At 61.8% G+C, this 14,774-nt stretch carries 14 protein-coding genes; 5 read left to right on the top strand and 9 right to left on the bottom strand.

The window, feature by feature from the left end; translation table 11 throughout:
• Position 1: 1 nt before the first annotated feature.
• From ACWGTI_RS26720 to ACWGTI_RS26695, 6 genes are all read right to left on the bottom strand, one after another.
• A complete protein-coding gene (locus ACWGTI_RS26720) occupies positions 2–883 on the bottom strand; it encodes an SH3 domain-containing protein (protein ID WP_454589889.1) in 882 nt (293 codons plus the stop codon).
• A gap of 247 nt (positions 884–1,130) precedes the next feature.
• A complete protein-coding gene (locus tag ACWGTI_RS26715) occupies positions 1,131–2,417 on the bottom strand; it encodes an NAD(P)/FAD-dependent oxidoreductase (RefSeq protein ID WP_454589888.1) in 1,287 nt (428 codons plus the stop codon).
• A gap of 96 nt (positions 2,418–2,513) precedes the next feature.
• A complete protein-coding gene (locus tag ACWGTI_RS26710; protein ID WP_454589887.1) occupies positions 2,514–2,879 on the bottom strand; it encodes a four helix bundle protein in 366 nt (121 codons plus the stop codon).
• Positions 2,880–2,928: 49 nt separating this feature from the next.
• A complete protein-coding gene (locus ACWGTI_RS26705; RefSeq protein ID WP_454589886.1) occupies positions 2,929–4,365 on the bottom strand; it encodes a glutamine synthetase family protein in 1,437 nt (478 codons plus the stop codon).
• Between the two features lie 102 nt (positions 4,366–4,467).
• The gene (locus tag ACWGTI_RS26700; protein WP_454589885.1) at positions 4,468–5,436 is read right to left on the bottom strand and encodes an ATP-grasp fold amidoligase family protein; all 969 of its coding nucleotides are present in this window, start codon (positions 5,434–5,436) and stop codon (positions 4,468–4,470) included.
• A gap of 2 nt (positions 5,437–5,438) precedes the next feature.
• A complete protein-coding gene (locus ACWGTI_RS26695) occupies positions 5,439–6,263 on the bottom strand; it encodes a hypothetical protein (RefSeq protein WP_454589884.1) in 825 nt (274 codons plus the stop codon).
• 87 nt (positions 6,264–6,350) lie between these two features.
• On the opposite strand from ACWGTI_RS26695, the gene ACWGTI_RS26690 reads away from it, so the two are divergent.
• Positions 6,351–7,067 (top strand): HAD family hydrolase, encoded by a 717-nt coding sequence (locus tag ACWGTI_RS26690; protein WP_454589883.1) that lies wholly within the window; start codon positions 6,351–6,353, stop codon positions 7,065–7,067.
• 27 nt (positions 7,068–7,094) lie between these two features.
• Here the strand turns inward: ACWGTI_RS26690 and ACWGTI_RS26685 are convergent, their stop codons facing one another.
• From ACWGTI_RS26685 to aceA, 3 genes are all read right to left on the bottom strand, one after another.
• Positions 7,095–7,484: a response regulator gene (locus ACWGTI_RS26685; RefSeq protein ID WP_454589882.1), complete on the bottom strand. Its 390-nt coding sequence runs from the start codon at positions 7,482–7,484 to the stop codon at positions 7,095–7,097.
• Between the two features lie 347 nt (positions 7,485–7,831).
• Positions 7,832–8,074 (bottom strand): SMc00767 family acetate metabolism repressor, encoded by a 243-nt coding sequence (locus ACWGTI_RS26680; RefSeq protein WP_006202762.1) that lies wholly within the window; start codon positions 8,072–8,074, stop codon positions 7,832–7,834.
• Positions 8,075–8,136: 62 nt separating this feature from the next.
• Positions 8,137–9,426 (bottom strand): isocitrate lyase, encoded by a 1,290-nt coding sequence (gene aceA, locus ACWGTI_RS26675; RefSeq protein ID WP_454589881.1) that lies wholly within the window; start codon positions 9,424–9,426, stop codon positions 8,137–8,139.
• A 247-nt stretch (positions 9,427–9,673) separates the two neighbouring features.
• On the opposite strand from aceA, the gene ACWGTI_RS26670 reads away from it, so the two are divergent.
• The 4 genes from ACWGTI_RS26670 to ACWGTI_RS26655 all read left to right on the top strand — a co-directional run bounded on the left by ACWGTI_RS26670 (position 9,674) and on the right by ACWGTI_RS26655 (position 14,742).
• Complete coding sequence (locus tag ACWGTI_RS26670; RefSeq protein ID WP_454589880.1) at positions 9,674–11,107, top strand: helix-turn-helix domain-containing protein; 1,434 nt, start codon at positions 9,674–9,676, stop codon at positions 11,105–11,107.
• Positions 11,108–11,262: 155 nt separating this feature from the next.
• Complete coding sequence (locus ACWGTI_RS26665; protein WP_454589879.1) at positions 11,263–12,162, top strand: DUF2167 domain-containing protein; 900 nt, start codon at positions 11,263–11,265, stop codon at positions 12,160–12,162.
• A 162-nt stretch (positions 12,163–12,324) separates the two neighbouring features.
• Positions 12,325–13,278, top strand: a complete 954-nt coding sequence (locus tag ACWGTI_RS26660; protein WP_454589878.1) for a DMT family transporter — start codon at positions 12,325–12,327, stop codon at positions 13,276–13,278.
• A 366-nt stretch (positions 13,279–13,644) separates the two neighbouring features.
• A complete protein-coding gene (locus ACWGTI_RS26655) occupies positions 13,645–14,742 on the top strand; it encodes a polyamine ABC transporter substrate-binding protein (protein ID WP_454589877.1) in 1,098 nt (365 codons plus the stop codon).
• Positions 14,743–14,774: the final 32 nt, after the last annotated feature.

Genomic DNA, 14,774 nt, shown 5'->3' with positions numbered 1-14,774 from the left:
TTCAAGCCCCGGTCTTGATGTAGCTCTTGTAAATCCAGCCGCGCTTGCCGTTGTAGACGATTTGGCACCATTTCTTGCAACTCACCACCTGCACCGATGACTTGGCGGGCACGGTTCCCATGGCGGCGGCATTCTTCTTCGGACCGGTGCGCATTGTCACTGTCCTGAGTATGCGTCCGGTGGCATCGGCAGCAGCCACCTTCTGTGGTTGGGCCTCGGCCTGGGCATCATCCGCTGCCGGGGAAGATTGCGCATCCGGCAGTTGCGGTTTCGGTGTCGGGATAGCGGCGGTTTCCGCGCCGTCGGTGTGACCGTCCTTCGCAGCGGCGTCTGGTGCGGCAACCTTGGACAACTGCGTCGTGGCATCGCTCTGCGCCGACGGTTCCTCGTAAGCTGCCGCGTCTGATGGTTTGGCGGCTGCCTGCTCGGTCGCGGCCTGATCGGACGGCGTGGCTTCAGCGTCGCTGTTCGATTGCGGCACAGTCCAGCGCGGATCGTTGGCCGCCAGCGCCGGTATAGCGGCCGCCGCAGCAGCCACCGTCGGCGAAACCGCATCGCCCTTGCGTGCGGCCTGCGGCGCCGCTGCCGCGGCAACTGTGGCCGCAGGGGTGACCGGGGCGATCTTGGTTGTCTTGACCGGGACGGTTGGAACGCTCTGCTGCGAAAGAGGCTGTGTGCTGGCGCTCGCCTGCCGATCGTTGGCCGGCAACGCCAGCCAAAGCGCGATACCTGCCACGCCAAGCAGCGCTGCGGTACCGACCGCGGCGATCACCAGATGCGAATTCGTGCGCACCCCCTGCCAGAAGGAGGGCCGCATATCGTAACCGAACTGCATGGCAAAGCGCCGTCGTTCCGGCGCACCGAAACTGAAGGGCTCGTTCACGTTTGCCACCTCCAACATGCGGCCGATGTTCTTTCGATCAGCGCCGGAAGGCCGGCATTCGATCGGCATCGGTCCCAAAAACAAGCGGGCGGGCCCGCAAAAGTCCCCGTTCAATCACCCAGAACCGGCACCTTTTACCCGCGATTGTGGCATCAGTGCGCCCCAACCATGGATTCTGCACCCTTGTTAAGGATTCTGCAATGTGTCGCTCAAGCAACGAATATTACAGACGGAATCGCTTGTTACTCTAGATTCGATCGCGCAGCGCAAACCAGTTGAGCGCCAGGAACAGCAGCGGCGTGCGAAAGCGTCGGCCGCCGGGGAAGGCCGGGATGTTCAAATCCTCGATCAGCTTGAGCCGATCGCGGTTGCCGGCGACGGTTTCGGCATAGAGTTTGCCGAAGAAGTTCGACAGCATGACGCCGTGACCGGAATAGCCGCCGGCCGAGATCACATTGGGCATTACCTCGCGCACGAATGGTTTGCGCGGCACGGTGATGCCGACATAGCCGCCCCAGCCATGCGTGATCTCGACATCCTTCAAGTCGGGATAAAGTTCGGAGATCTGCCGGCGGATATGAATGTGGATGTCCTTCGGGTCGTTGACGCCATAGATCTCGCGCCCGCCGAACAGCAGCCTTCCATCCCTGGATTTGCGGAAATAGCGCACGACGAAACGCGAATCGTCGACCGCCTCGCCGCCCGGCAGCACTTTCGAGGCCGCCCCGAGTGGAACGGTGGCACCGATGAACGACCCTATCGGCATGATGTGCGCGGCACTCACCGGCTCGAGGGTGCCGCCATAGGCGTTGACGCCGATCAGGCATTTCTGCGCGGTGATGGTACCCCTCGGCGTCGTGACCCTGACCTTGCCGCCGCCGGACGTTATGCCGGTCGACGGCGTCTGCTCGAACAGATGGGCGCCGGCCGCGGCCGCGACCTTCGCCGTGCCGATCACCAGCTTCATCGGGTGTATATGCCCGGTGCCGGTGTCGCGGGTGCCGCCGAAGTAGCGCGTGGAGCCTAGCCGCTCGGCCGTTTCCCTGGCATCCATGAAGGCGATGTGCGGATAGTTGAAGCGGCCCGCCATGATCTCGGCATGCGCCTTGTAGTCGTCGACATAGCGCGGCTTGTGCGCCACCGACAGCTGGCCCGGCATGTAGTCGATATCGATCTGGTTGACGGCCGCGAATTCCAGCAGATGCGCCTTGGCTTCCTCGGCGAGATCGAACAACGCCTTGGCGCGGGAGAAGCCGTATTCGGCCTGCATCTCCTCGGCCCAGGCGCGCTGGCCGGTGCCGAACTGGCCGCCATTGCGCCCGGAAGCGCCGTCGCCGAAGCGGTGTGCCTCGATCAGAACGACGTCTACGCCGGCCTTGGCCAGATGCGCCGCCGCTGAAAGACCGGTGAAGCCGCCGCCGACGATGACAACGTCGCAGCTACGGTCGCCGTCTAGGGCGGGGTACTCAGGGCGTGGCCCGGCTGTGTCTTCGTACCAGGAGCGGCCGGGGGAGATTGGGGATTGGTAAGGCATGATGCTCGATTGGCAGTAGGGCAGTAGGGCAGTAGGGCAGTAGGGCAGTAGGGCAGTAGGGCAGTAGGGCAGTAGGGCAGTAGGGCAGTAGGGCAGCTATTCCGGAGATAGTTTGCGGATAAGAAGTCGCAATAGGGTGCCAACGCTCTCGCTGTTGGTCATCAGGGACTCGACGGCTTCCTTCGACGCGATCCCGGCGCGCTGCGCAATCATAAGATGTGTTTCCAATTCCTTGAGCGACCCCTGGGCTATCCTGAGAAATTGCTGATACGAGGCTCGGCTTTCGCGGCCGTAGCCTTCGGCGATGTTGGCAGGAACTGAGGTGGCCGCACGGCGAGTCTGGCTTGTCAGTCCGTAGAGTTCATCTTTCGGCCAGGCTCTTGTTGCTTCGTAAACCGAAACCGCCAGATCCATTGCTTGCTGCCAGACGATCAGATCTCTGTACGACTGGATTTTCGCCATCGCCGGCTATCCCTACTGCCCTACTGCCCTACTGCCTTACTCCCTTCCCCTATACGTTGAGCAGCAGATACTCCCGCTCCCATGGGCTGATCACTTCCATGAAGGTCTCGAACTCCGCCCGCTTGATCGCCGCATAGGTGGCGGCGAAGGACTTGCCCAGCAGGGCGCAGAGTTCCTCATCGCCCTCGAACAGGTCGACGGCCTCGAGCAGGCCGCGCGGCAGGTCGATCTCGTCTGCGTTGGCGGTGGTCAGCACCGGAGGCTCGGCTTTGACCTTGCTGGTCATGCCGATCAGCCCGCAGGCAAGCGACGCCGCCAGTGCCAGATAGGGATTCGCGTCGGAAGACGGGATGCGGTTTTCGACGCGCCGCGCCGCCGGGTCCGAGCGCGGCACGCGGAACGCCGTGGTGCGGTTGTCATAGCCCCATTTGTTGTTGACCGGCGCCGAGGCCGATTGCGTCAGCCGGCGGTAGGAATTGACGTAGGGCGCAAACATCACCAGCGCATTCGGCACATGCTTCTGCATGCCGCCGATGAAGTGGAAGAACTCGTCGGTTTCCGAGCCGTCTTCGGCCGAAAAGATGTTCTGTCCGGTCTTCTTGTCGATGATGGACTGGTGGATGTGCATGGCCGAGCCAGGCTGGCCCTGGATCGGCTTGGCCATGAAGGTGGCGTAGATTTCGTGCTTGAGCGCTGCCTCTCGGATGGTGCGCTTGAACATGAACACCTGGTCGGCAAGCTCGATCGGGTCGCCGTGGCGCAAATTGATCTCGAGTTGGCCGGCGCCCTCCTCGTGGATCAGCGTGTCGATCTCCAGGCCCTGGCTTTCGGAGAAATGGTAGATGTCGTCGATCAGTTCGTCGAACTCGTTGACGCCGGCGATCGAATAGCCGGCGCCGCCGCCGATCGCCCGCCCCGAACGCCCAACCGGCGGCGTTAGCGGGTAGTCAGGATCGGGGTTCTTGCGCACCAGGTAGAATTCGATCTCGGGCGCCACCACAGGCTTCAGCCCACGCTTGTCATAGGCAGCCAGCACACGCTTCAGCACATTGCGCGGCGTGAACTCCACAGAGCGGCCGTCCTGGTGGACGAGGTCGCAGATGACGGCTGCTGTCGGGTCTTCTTCCCACGGCACCACGGTCAGGGTCGACAGATCCGGCATCAGCTTCAGGTCGCCATCGTCCTCCGGATAGTGGAAACCGTTGCCATCCTCGGGATAGCCGCCTGAAATCGTCGTCATGAACACCGCCGAAGGCAGCGCCAGCGAGGTGTTGGAGGTGAATTTCTTCGACGGCATCATTTTGCCGCGGGCAACACCCGCCTGGTCGGGTGTGATGCATTCTATGTCTTCGATGCCGCGCCATTCCAGCCAGGCGCTGACTTCCTTCCAGTTCTTCACGCCGCGTTGATTTTTCACGAAGGCAGGCGTGCGGACGCGTCCTCCGCGGTTCGACGGACGGACTTCCTTTTTCGCAGGCGGCATCATTCACCAGTTTGGGTTGCGGATTGCGCAGTATAGCCGTGGCCGGCGATGGAAGGGAAGGGGAGGCCGCCCGATAGGCTGTGCCAGCAACGGGACAGACTTCGGCTAGAAGGGTTTGCCGAGCAGCGCGTTCGTATCCAGCCATCGATGCAAAGCGCCGGCATAGAGCCTGCGCCATCCGGTCTGCGGTGCGGTCAGAAACCAGGATTGACGCAAATCCCAACTGTCGCCGCACAAATCTCTGAGCCGGGTGTTGATGATGCCTTTGCCGGACAGCGGATAGACGGAGAATTCCGAAAAGAAGATGACGCCGTTGAGGTCGTAGAAATCGCAACGCATGTGATCGAATGGCGCTGTCAGTTTCTCTGCGATCTCAAGCATGCGCGGGAAAGATGGTGGCAGATCAATCTTCACCCATTGCGGACCGCTTCCACGCGGCGGTGGCGCGTAGTTGCCCTCACGGTCGAAATGGCATTTTTGTTCGTTGCCGAGCTCGTCGCGACGTGCCGCATAGACATAGGCTGTCGTCCCGTTGGAGACGTGGAACTTGTACTCCAGGCGGATCGGCTCACCGTTCTCGAGCAGCATCTCCTCCACAAGGATGCGCCTGATGGCGTCCCTGTAGCCCCATTCGCCGAATTTCCTGCCATAGCGACGGCGCATCCACCGAGCTGTACGCCGGCGCAGCGTGGCTTTGTTCACCCGACCGTTGTGAATCATCATGTTCCAGCGGCAGCCATGATTGGCCTTCACCACGACATTGCCGGCAAGCAACTCCGCCGGAATCTTTGTAGCGTCGTCCCCGGACCACAGGACTTCGGCAGTCTTGAGTTCTGGACAGGTGGACAAAGCGTAGGTTTTCGAGGCGAGCTTGTCGCAAGCCGTCGTGAAAAACGGATTGTGGTCGAAAAGCTTTCGCCACAGAAACTTGTCCGCATAGGAAGCGGGTCTCGCCGGATCCGGCAGCACTCCGCTATGGTCGAATGTGCGTTTGCAAATGATGGGGTGGCGCACAAGGCACCATGCCCTTGCCAGGGCGAGGATCGCACGGTCGCTCGTTCCAAGAGCCGACACGATCAGCCCATCTGCCGGGTCGAAGATGAACCGCCTCGTCGGGTTACGAACACATCTCTGGTCATGTTTCGCGAAATGCTCGTGCGGCCGATGACCTCAAGCCGCGGGTCAAGTGTGCGTTCCGCATTTTCAGCCCAAAGCCTGCCTAGCGAAACAGGCTCCCACAAAACGATCTGCACATTGTCGGGCGCGGTATCGGCGATGCGGGACACCACGGCTGCCTTGGGCGAAACCATACTGGCGACATAGACGACCTGGGCTTCGCCATAATCATAATCGCACCCGTCGCAAAGCTCGGCCCGCATTCGCGCATAGCCGAGCTTGGCCGCGAGCCTGTTTGCGGTTTCGACGGCTTGGGGAACGATGTCGAGGCCGATGATCTCAGGGACCGTTGTCTGGTCGTGAATACGGAACATGGTGAATGGCCGCCCGCCGCAGCCGACCATGACGGCGCGGCGGCAATTATCGAAATCGACATGATCGAAGACCTCGTCGAGGCGGTTATAGGCATCCTTTGATGACAGCACGCCTATGCTTGTTTTCCCCGCCGCGATCCGTCCGAACGATGCCGGACCATCCAGATCCTGATCCAGCATCTGCCTGATCTCGGCGGTGTCCTGCGCCTGCACCATCTTGCCGAATGCGGCGGTAAGCGCCGGCCGGTGCGAGAACAGTTCCGGGTGGGCGTCAAGCAGTTCCTCGCCCGCGTCGTGCCCCATTGCGATACCGAGATCTCGAATGGCATTGATGAGTTCGATTGGATTATGACCTTGTAATGACGCCAGAATCCGCTGCAGCCTATCCTTCCAGACGCTCGGTTCCGTCATATTGCCCCACCCATAACTCTTGCCTTAGCTAGCAGCGCCCGGCGACAACGTCTACATCACGACATTCACCCAAACGGGCAGTCGACCATGCAACCTCTCAAACATTTGACAACCATCGGCTTCGATGCCGACGACACGCTATGGCAAAACGAGCAGTTCTTCCGCATGACCGAAAAGCGCTTTGCGGCACTGCTCGCCGACCATGGCGAGGCCGAGCACATCTCGGCGCGTCTGCTCGAAGCTGAGAAACGCAACCTTGCCATCTATGGCTTCGGCATCAAGGGATTCACCTTGTCGATGATCGAGACGGCGATCGAAGTGACCGAGGGCCGTGTACCGGCCTCGACCATCGCCGAAATCCTTGCCGCCGGCCGCGACATGCTCGGCCACCCTGTCGAGGCGCTGCCGCATGCGCGCGAGACCGTGGAAAGGCTCGCCGGCGCCTATCATCTGGTGCTGATCACCAAGGGCGATCTGTTCGACCAGGAGCGCAAGCTGGCGGCCTCCGGCCTTGGCGACCTGTTCGATGCCGTCGAGATCGTCAGCGACAAGAGCTCCGCCACCTATGCCCGGATCTTCAGTCGCCATGGCGGCAGCCCGCAGAACAGCATGATGGTCGGCAATTCGCTCAAGTCCGACGTTGTGCCGGCCATCGAGGCCGGCAGCTGGGGCGTCCACGTGCCGCACGAACTGACCTGGGTGCTGGAGCACGTCGAGCCGCCGATCGAAGCTCCCCGCTTCCGCTCGATTGCCGATCTTGGTGAACTGCCGGCTTTGATCGAAAGCATCGACAGGAAAGGTTGACCGGAACGCCGCGGTGGCGGACTGCGATCAGCCGCGCCCGAAACCGATCAGCCGGTCGATCACCGGTTGCAGCCTTTCGGTGGTAATCGGCTTGGTCACCACCACATCGATGACGCTGGACAGGCCGAGGCTTTCGGGCGTGCCGGTTCTGGTCGAAAGCAGGATCACCGAGGGCAGCGACCGCCCCGACGCTCGCCGCAAGGCGTCGATGGCCGACATCAGCGCGTCGCAGTCCTTGTTGTCGGCGCCGCCGTCGAGAACGACGGCGCCCGGAATGACCGTTCGCAACGTCTTGGTCGCCATCTCAGGCGGCTCAGAGATAGGCTTCAGCCCCGACTTCTCCACGATCTTCGACACCACCACCCGGTTGATCGGCGATTTTCCGGCCACCAGCACCCGGGAGAAATCGGTGAGCATTTCGGAATTCGCATCATCGCGTTTCGAATTCAGATGTCTGGCGGTGTCGGTCTCGCGATTCACAGGACACATGGGCGGGGCGGGCACTCGGCGCTGCTTCAATGCAGGGTTGAAATACAAGAGTCAAATGGCGCGAGATCGCGCGCCATGTCAAGCTGAAATGGCGGACTTGGGAAATATAGCCAGAAATATTAAACTCGATGCCAAGGTCTGTTTTTAAACTGTAGTTAAATGCATGCGCAAAAGCGAAAGTCACCCGCGCTGAAAACGCGCGGGTGACGTTGAAACCAGCCAGTGCACGGCCGTGTCAGAAGATTCCGCAAGCACAAAGCTTCCGTAAGGGAAGATCAACCGTGACTCTGCTGCGTGACGATGACCGGGATCAGCAGGTCGCCCCAATTGCCGTCGCCGCCATGGTGCCGGGCCGAGCGCACCAGTTCCACCGAGACGCCCGCCTCGACTGCCTTCATCACCGATTGATTGAGCCGGTGCAGGTCGTTGGCCAGCATCCGGATGGTCGCCTGCTGGTCGACGCTCATCGTCGTGGACTGCTCTTCTGCACGTTCCTTGACGCGGCTTATCGATGCCATTTTTCTTCTCCTATATCCCTTGCCCGTTCTGGGCGTTTCCTCTGTCGGTAATGCTGGTCCGGTTATTCCGCCGCCGGCTTGAACTGGGCGTGCTCGGTCGATTCATGCATGGCGGTTGTCGAAGACTGGCCGCCGCTGATTGCCATCGAGACGCCGTCAAAATAGCCGGTGCCGACCTCGCGCTGGTGCTTGGTCGCGGTGTAGCCGTGCGCTTCGGCCGCGAACTCGGCTTCCTGCAGCTCGGAATAGGCCGCCATCTGCCGTGCCTTGTAGCCGCGCGCCAGCTCGAACATGCCGAAATTGAGCTGGTGGAAACCGGCCAGCGTGATGAACTGGAACTTGTAGCCCATGGCGCCGAGTTCGCGCTGGAACTTGGCGATCGTCGCGTCGTCGAGGTTTTTCTTCCAATTGAACGACGGCGAGCAATTATAGGCGAGCAGCTTGCCCGGGTGATGCCTGCGAACGCCCTCGGCGAACTTCTTGGCCTGCGCCAGATCGGGCTTGGAGGTTTCGCACCAGATCAGGTCGGCATGCGGCGCATAGGCAACGGCGCGCGCGATGCAGGGCTCGATGCCGTTCCTCACCTGGTAGAAACCCTCGACCGTGCGGCCGGCGTCATAGTCGACAAAGGGCTGGTCGCGCTCGTCAATGTCCGAGGTCAAAAGCTTCGCCGCTTCCGCGTCGGTGCGCGCCACGACCAGCGTCGGCGTGCCCATCACGTCGGCTGCAAGGCGCGCTGCGTTGAGGTTGCGGATATGCGCAGCGGTCGGGATCAGCACCTTGCCGCCGAGATGGCCGCACTTCTTTTCCGAGGCCAGCTGATCCTCATAGTGGACGCCGGCGGCGCCCGCCTCGATGAACGCCTTCATGATCTCGAAGGCGTTGAGCGGTCCGCCGAAGCCGGCTTCGGCATCGGCGACGATCGGCGCGAACCAGGTGTCGACCGACAGGCCGTTGCCTTCCGAAGTCTCGATCTGGTCGGCGCGCTGCAGCGTGCGGTTGATGCGCTTGACCAGTTCCGGCGCCGCATTGGCGGGATAGAGCGACTGGTCCGGATACATGGCCGAAGCGGTGTTGGCGTCGGCGGCGACCTGCCAGCCCGAGAGGTAGATCGCCTTCAACCCGGCGCGCACCTGCTGCATCGCCTGGTTGCCCGACATGGCGCCGAGCGCGTTGACGAAGTCTTCATCATGGATGAGCTTCCACAGCCGGTTGGCGCCCATTTCGGCAAGGCTCTGGCGGATCTGGACCGAGCCGCGCAGCCGCTTCACGTCGTCCGGCGAATAGGGCCGTTCGATGCCGTCGAAGCGGCCTTCAGGGGCCGAGGGAACGAGATTGTAAAAATCGGTCATTGGTCACTCCAGATTAATCGATGTCGTGGTCTTGCAACGCCGCGCCATTAGGTTTTTGCGTCGCCTGTGTGTGACATCATTTACATTGCGCCGCGAAGAGAGCGAGGAAAACCGCCATTATGGGTCGAAAATAAGAGGAAATCTGTGTTGTGTTTGACTGGTTGGCGCTGTAAATTTGTCACGATTGTAAAAAGACGATGCGCCTTTCGCCGTGCGCAAGTCGTGTAAATTCCTGTCAAGGACAGCCATGGCCGATCAGAAAATTTTCGCCGGGCCGCGCATCCGCCGCATCCGTATCGCCAAGGGACTAACCCAGACGGCGATGGCCGAAGGCCTCGGCATCTCGCCCTCCTATCTCAACCTTATCGAGCGCAACCAGCGGCCTTTGACGGTGCAGCTGATCCTGAAACTGGCGTCGGTCTACAAGGTCGACCCGCATGAGCTGCAGGGCGAGGCGAGGGGATCGATCTCGGCTTTGAAGGAGGTGTTCGGCGACCCGCTGCTTTCAGGCGAATTGCCGGGCGACCAGGAGCTGATCGAGCTTGCGGAAGCCGCCCCAAACGCGTCGGCGGCGATGATTAAACTGTTTCGCGCCTATCGCGAACAGGCCGAGCGGCTGTCCGACCTCAACGAGCTGCTGGCGCGCGAGGGCCGGGCCACCGCACTTTCCGGCGCGCGGCTGCCGATCGACGAGGTGCACGAAATTTTCGAACGCCGGCCGAACCATTTTGCAGCACTCGAGGAAGAGGCCGAGGCCTTCACCTCGGTGCTTGACCCGGGCGACGATCTGTTCGGCGCGCTGAAAGCCTGGCTGAAGCGTGAATACGGTATCGTCGTCAAGGTGCTGCCGGTCGCCACCATGCCGAACTGGCGGCGTCGCTATGACCGTCATTCGCAGCGTCTTTTTCTGTCGGAGCGGCTGTCGCCATTCGACCAGTTGCGTGAGGTCGCCATGGAAGCCTGCCTGATCCGCATGACGGTCGCGGTCGCCGGCGAAATCCAGGCGCTGAAGCTCGGTACGGACGAAGCCCGCCGGCTCGCCCGCTTCGAGCTTGGCCGCTACGCCGCCCATGCCCTGATGATGCCCTACCAGGCCTTCCATGCCGCTGCCGTTCGGGCCCGCTACGACATTGACGTGTTGCGCTCGCGTTTCGGCGTCTCCTTCGAACAGGCGGCAAACCGGCTGACCATGCTGCAGCGTCCCGGCGTGTCCGGCGTGCCGTTCTTCATGCTCGAGGTCGACAATGCCGGCAACCGCTTCCGCAAGGCAGGCGGCCAGGGCTTTCCGCAGAGCCGCTTTGGCGGCGGCTGTCCGAAGCTGCCGGTCCATGCTGCCTTCGCACTGCCTGGCCAGATCCTGGTCGAGGCGGTAGAAATGCCTGACGGCGCCGAGTTCCTCTGCATCGCCCGCACACTCGAGGGGCCGCAGGGCTCGTTCTCGGAGCGCCCGCGCCGTACCGCGCTGCTGTTGGGCTGCGACATCGGCTTTCGCGACGAGATCGTCTATGGCGCGGGGCTACCGGCGTCGGCAAAGACCGGACAGGGTGCCGCCACGGCGATCGGTCCCGCTTGCCGGCTCTGCGAACGCGTCGGGTGCCTTGCCCGCGCCGAGCCGCCGGTGACCCGCCCGCTCGGCCTCGACGAGATGGTGACCGGCTTGAGCGCTTTCGACTTTCAGTGATGCTTGTCGAGGTTCGCCGGCCCTTGAAGCGGCGTTCGCACATTAGCGATGAGCAATATAGCCCCTGTCCGAACCAAGGCGATCGAAATATTGATTAAGCATCGGCGCTGCGGTATCGAAATGTGAGCTGCACGGCAGCCAAGGGGGGATGGCATATGGACAGGAAAGCTTTGTGGCTTGGCGTGGCGCTTGCCCTTTCGGCAGGGCCGGCCGGGGCGGAAAAATCCTCGGAATTCTTCAAGAACTATCAACAGTATAGTGACGACGGGAAGGCATTCCTGGACAAGATCGAGCCGAAGACCGGCGTGGTCGACCTTCCCGAAGGCATCCATCTCGATCTCAAGGACAAGTTCTATTTTTTGGACAAGAAGGACGCCACGTCTGTCCTGACCGAGGCTTGGGGCAATCCGCCTGATACCGCGAACGAAGCCCTCGGCATGATCTTTCCGGTCAATTATGAACCCATCGCCGGCAACGGTTGGGGCATCGAGCTGCGTTATGAAAAGATCGGCTATGTCGATGACGCCGATGCCGCATCCATCGACTACACCGAACTGCTGAGCAGCATGCAGGCGGACACATTGTCGGCCAACGATCAGCGGGTGAAGGACGGCTATCAGCCGATCAAGCTGGTCGGCTGGGCTTCGCCCCCTGTCTATGATTTCGTCCACAAGCGGCTGCACTGGGCAAAGGAGCTGCAATTCGGCGAGGATGCCGTCCATACGCTCAACTACGACGTGCGTTTCCTTGGCCGGGAAGGCGTCTTTGTGATGAGCTACATCGCCACGGTGGAACAATTGCCGGAGATCAAGCAGAGCCTGGATGAAGTGCTGGGCCTGGCGGACTTCAACACCGGCAAGAAATACACCGACTTCCTGCCCGGCACCGACACGGTCGCCGCTGTCGGCATTGGCGGCCTGATTGCCGGAAAGCTGGCGGCAAAGGCGGGCCTCATTGCGGTGGCGCTTATCGCTTTGAAGAAATTCGGCATTCTGCTGCTGGTTCCGCTTGCCGGTCTCTGGCGCTTCATCCGCGGCAACAAGACCACGTCATAGGCCCCCGTTTGGTGGCATTGCCGCCGACCGGCAGGTGGTGCGCCAACGGGAAAGCCGGGCTGGATCACCTTCCGGCCTTTGCCTTTGCGCTATGCGAATGCGGCACGTTTCTGTCGTCCATTGTGCATCATGCCGTCCCGAGATAGCCGACAGTCGCACCCCATGACCGATACCGCATCTTCTCCGACAACCATTTCGCAGATCGCTTCGCCACGCGACGAGCGCGTCGGCTTCCTGCTAGTCTTCCTGTCGGCGCTGATGTGGAGCTTTGGCGGCACCATCGCCCGTTTCATCGACACCGCTGACAGCTGGACGGTGGTGTTCTGGCGCTCGGTGTGGGCAGCCGCGTTCCTGATTTGCTTCATGGCCTGGCGCGACGGCTGGCGCGGCATGCTCAGATTGTTTCGCGACATGGGCCTGCCCGGCCTCGCCGTGGCGGCCTGTTTTGCCACCGCGTCGACGTGCTTCGTCGTCGCATTGGCCTACACCACTGTCGCCAACATCCTGTTGATGCAGGCCGGCGTGCCGCTGCTGGCAGCCTTGCTTGCCTGGGTGCTGTTTCGCGAACGCGTCGCCGTCGCGACCTGGGTGGCGATCGCCGCCGTCATCGCCGGCGTCGCCATCATGGTGTCGGAATCGCTCGACGGCGCCGTATCGCCGATCGGCGACGGCTTGGCACTGTTGATCGCCGTCATGTTCTCCATCGCCACCGTCATCACCCGGCGCTTCGCCCACGTGCGGATGACGCCGGCGACCTGCCTCGGCACGATGCTGGCGGCAGCGTTCGCGGCGTCGCAGGCCACGCAGTTCGCCGTGTCCAGCCACGACATGGCTTTCCTGTTTGCCTTCGGCGTCATCAATCTCGGCCTTGGCCTTGCCTTCTTCGCCACCGGCGCTCGGCTGGTCCCTGCGGCGATCGCGGCATTGCTCGGCACGTTCGAGCCGATCCTTGGCCCGATCTGGGTCTGGCTCGTCCATGGCGAAGTGCCCTCGGTGCGCACCATCATCGGCGGCGCCGTGGTGGTTGCCGCACTGCTCGTCCATATCGGGCTCGAATTCAAGCGCCAGGCCAGGCCGGCGCGGCCCGGCGTCACCGGACTGCCGTCCCCTAATTGACGCGGCCAGGCCATATTGAACGGGCTTCCCCCGCGCGGGCCATTGACAACCTTGCTACCGGGCGGGCAGGCTGGGGGCACGGCAACAACAAGACAGGCGTATCTTGCCAAGTGTCCCCGCCGGTCGGACCAAGACCGGATCATATCGTCGTATCTCTGCCCGCGCCACGGCGACAGCCTCTGACGGTGTCGGCGCGCCCGCCAGGCGGGCACACAAAGCCATCATCCGTCGCTCGTCGAACCGCCCGAATGGCGCCGGCAGTTCGCGCTTGTGGCTGTCCGGAAAGCTCAATACTCTGAAGCAAATGCCCAATCGCGCTGAACCTGCGACGAATTGGCGAAGGAACACTCATCAAAGGAGAACAGCATGATCCGCAAAGCGCTCTGGCTTTCGGCAACCTCGGCATTTCTGACGCTTTTCACCGTCGGTGGCCATGCCGAGGACCGCGTCGTCAATGTCTTCAACTGGTCGGATTACATCGACAGCTCGATCATCGACGACTTCACCAAGGAAACCGGTATCAAGGTCGTCTACGACACCTTCGATTCCAATGAAATTCTCGAAACCAAACTGCTTGCCGGCGGCAGCGGCTATGACGTCGTCGTTCCCAGCGGCAACTTCCTCGCGCGCCAGATCCAGGCTGGGGTGTTCCAGAAGCTCGACAAGTCGAAACTGCCGAACATCTCCAACATGTGGGACACGGTTTCGGAACGAACCGCCAAATACGACCCCGGCAACGAATACTCGGTCAATTACATGTGGGGTACGGTTGGTATCGGCTACAACCTCAAGAAGGTGCAGGCAGCACTTGGCACCGACAAGATCGACAGCTGGGACGTGTTCTTCAATCCCGACAGCCTGGCCAAGCTGAAGGACTGCGGCGTCTATGTGCTGGACTCGCCGGCCGACATCATCCCGGCGGCACTGAAATATCTCGGCCTCGACCCCAACAGCACCTCGCCCGACGACATCGCCAAGGCCGAGGAAACCTTGCTGAAGGTGCGGCCATATATCCGCAAATTCCATTCGTCCGAATACATCAACGCGCTCGCCAATGGCGATATCTGCCTGGCGGTCGGCTGGTCGGGTGACGTGTTCCAGGCGCGCAACCGCGCGGTCGAGGCCAAGCAGGGCGTGGAGATCGGCTATTCCGTGCCGAAGGAAGGCGCCCAGATGTGGTTCGACCAGATGGCGATCCCCGCCGATGCGCCGCATGTCGCCGAGGCACTCGAATTCCTCAACTACATGATGAAGCCGGAAGTGATCGCCAAATCGTCCAACTATGTGCTGTACGCCAACGGCAACAAGGCTTCGCAGCAGTTCGTCGACAAGGCGCTGCTGGAGGATCCGGCGGTCTATCCGGACGCCGAGACCTTGAAAAAACTCTATACGGTCCAGCCCTACGATCCCAAGACGCAGCGTCTGATCACGCGCAGCTGGACCAAGATCGTCACCGGCCAGTAAGCAATGCGAAATGGCCCCGGCAGTCACCTGCC

Source organism: Mesorhizobium sp. ArgA1 (genome assembly GCF_053714375.1).
The sequence above is the reverse complement of the archived record's forward strand: the minus strand, read 5'-3'. Positions and strand labels throughout refer to the sequence as shown.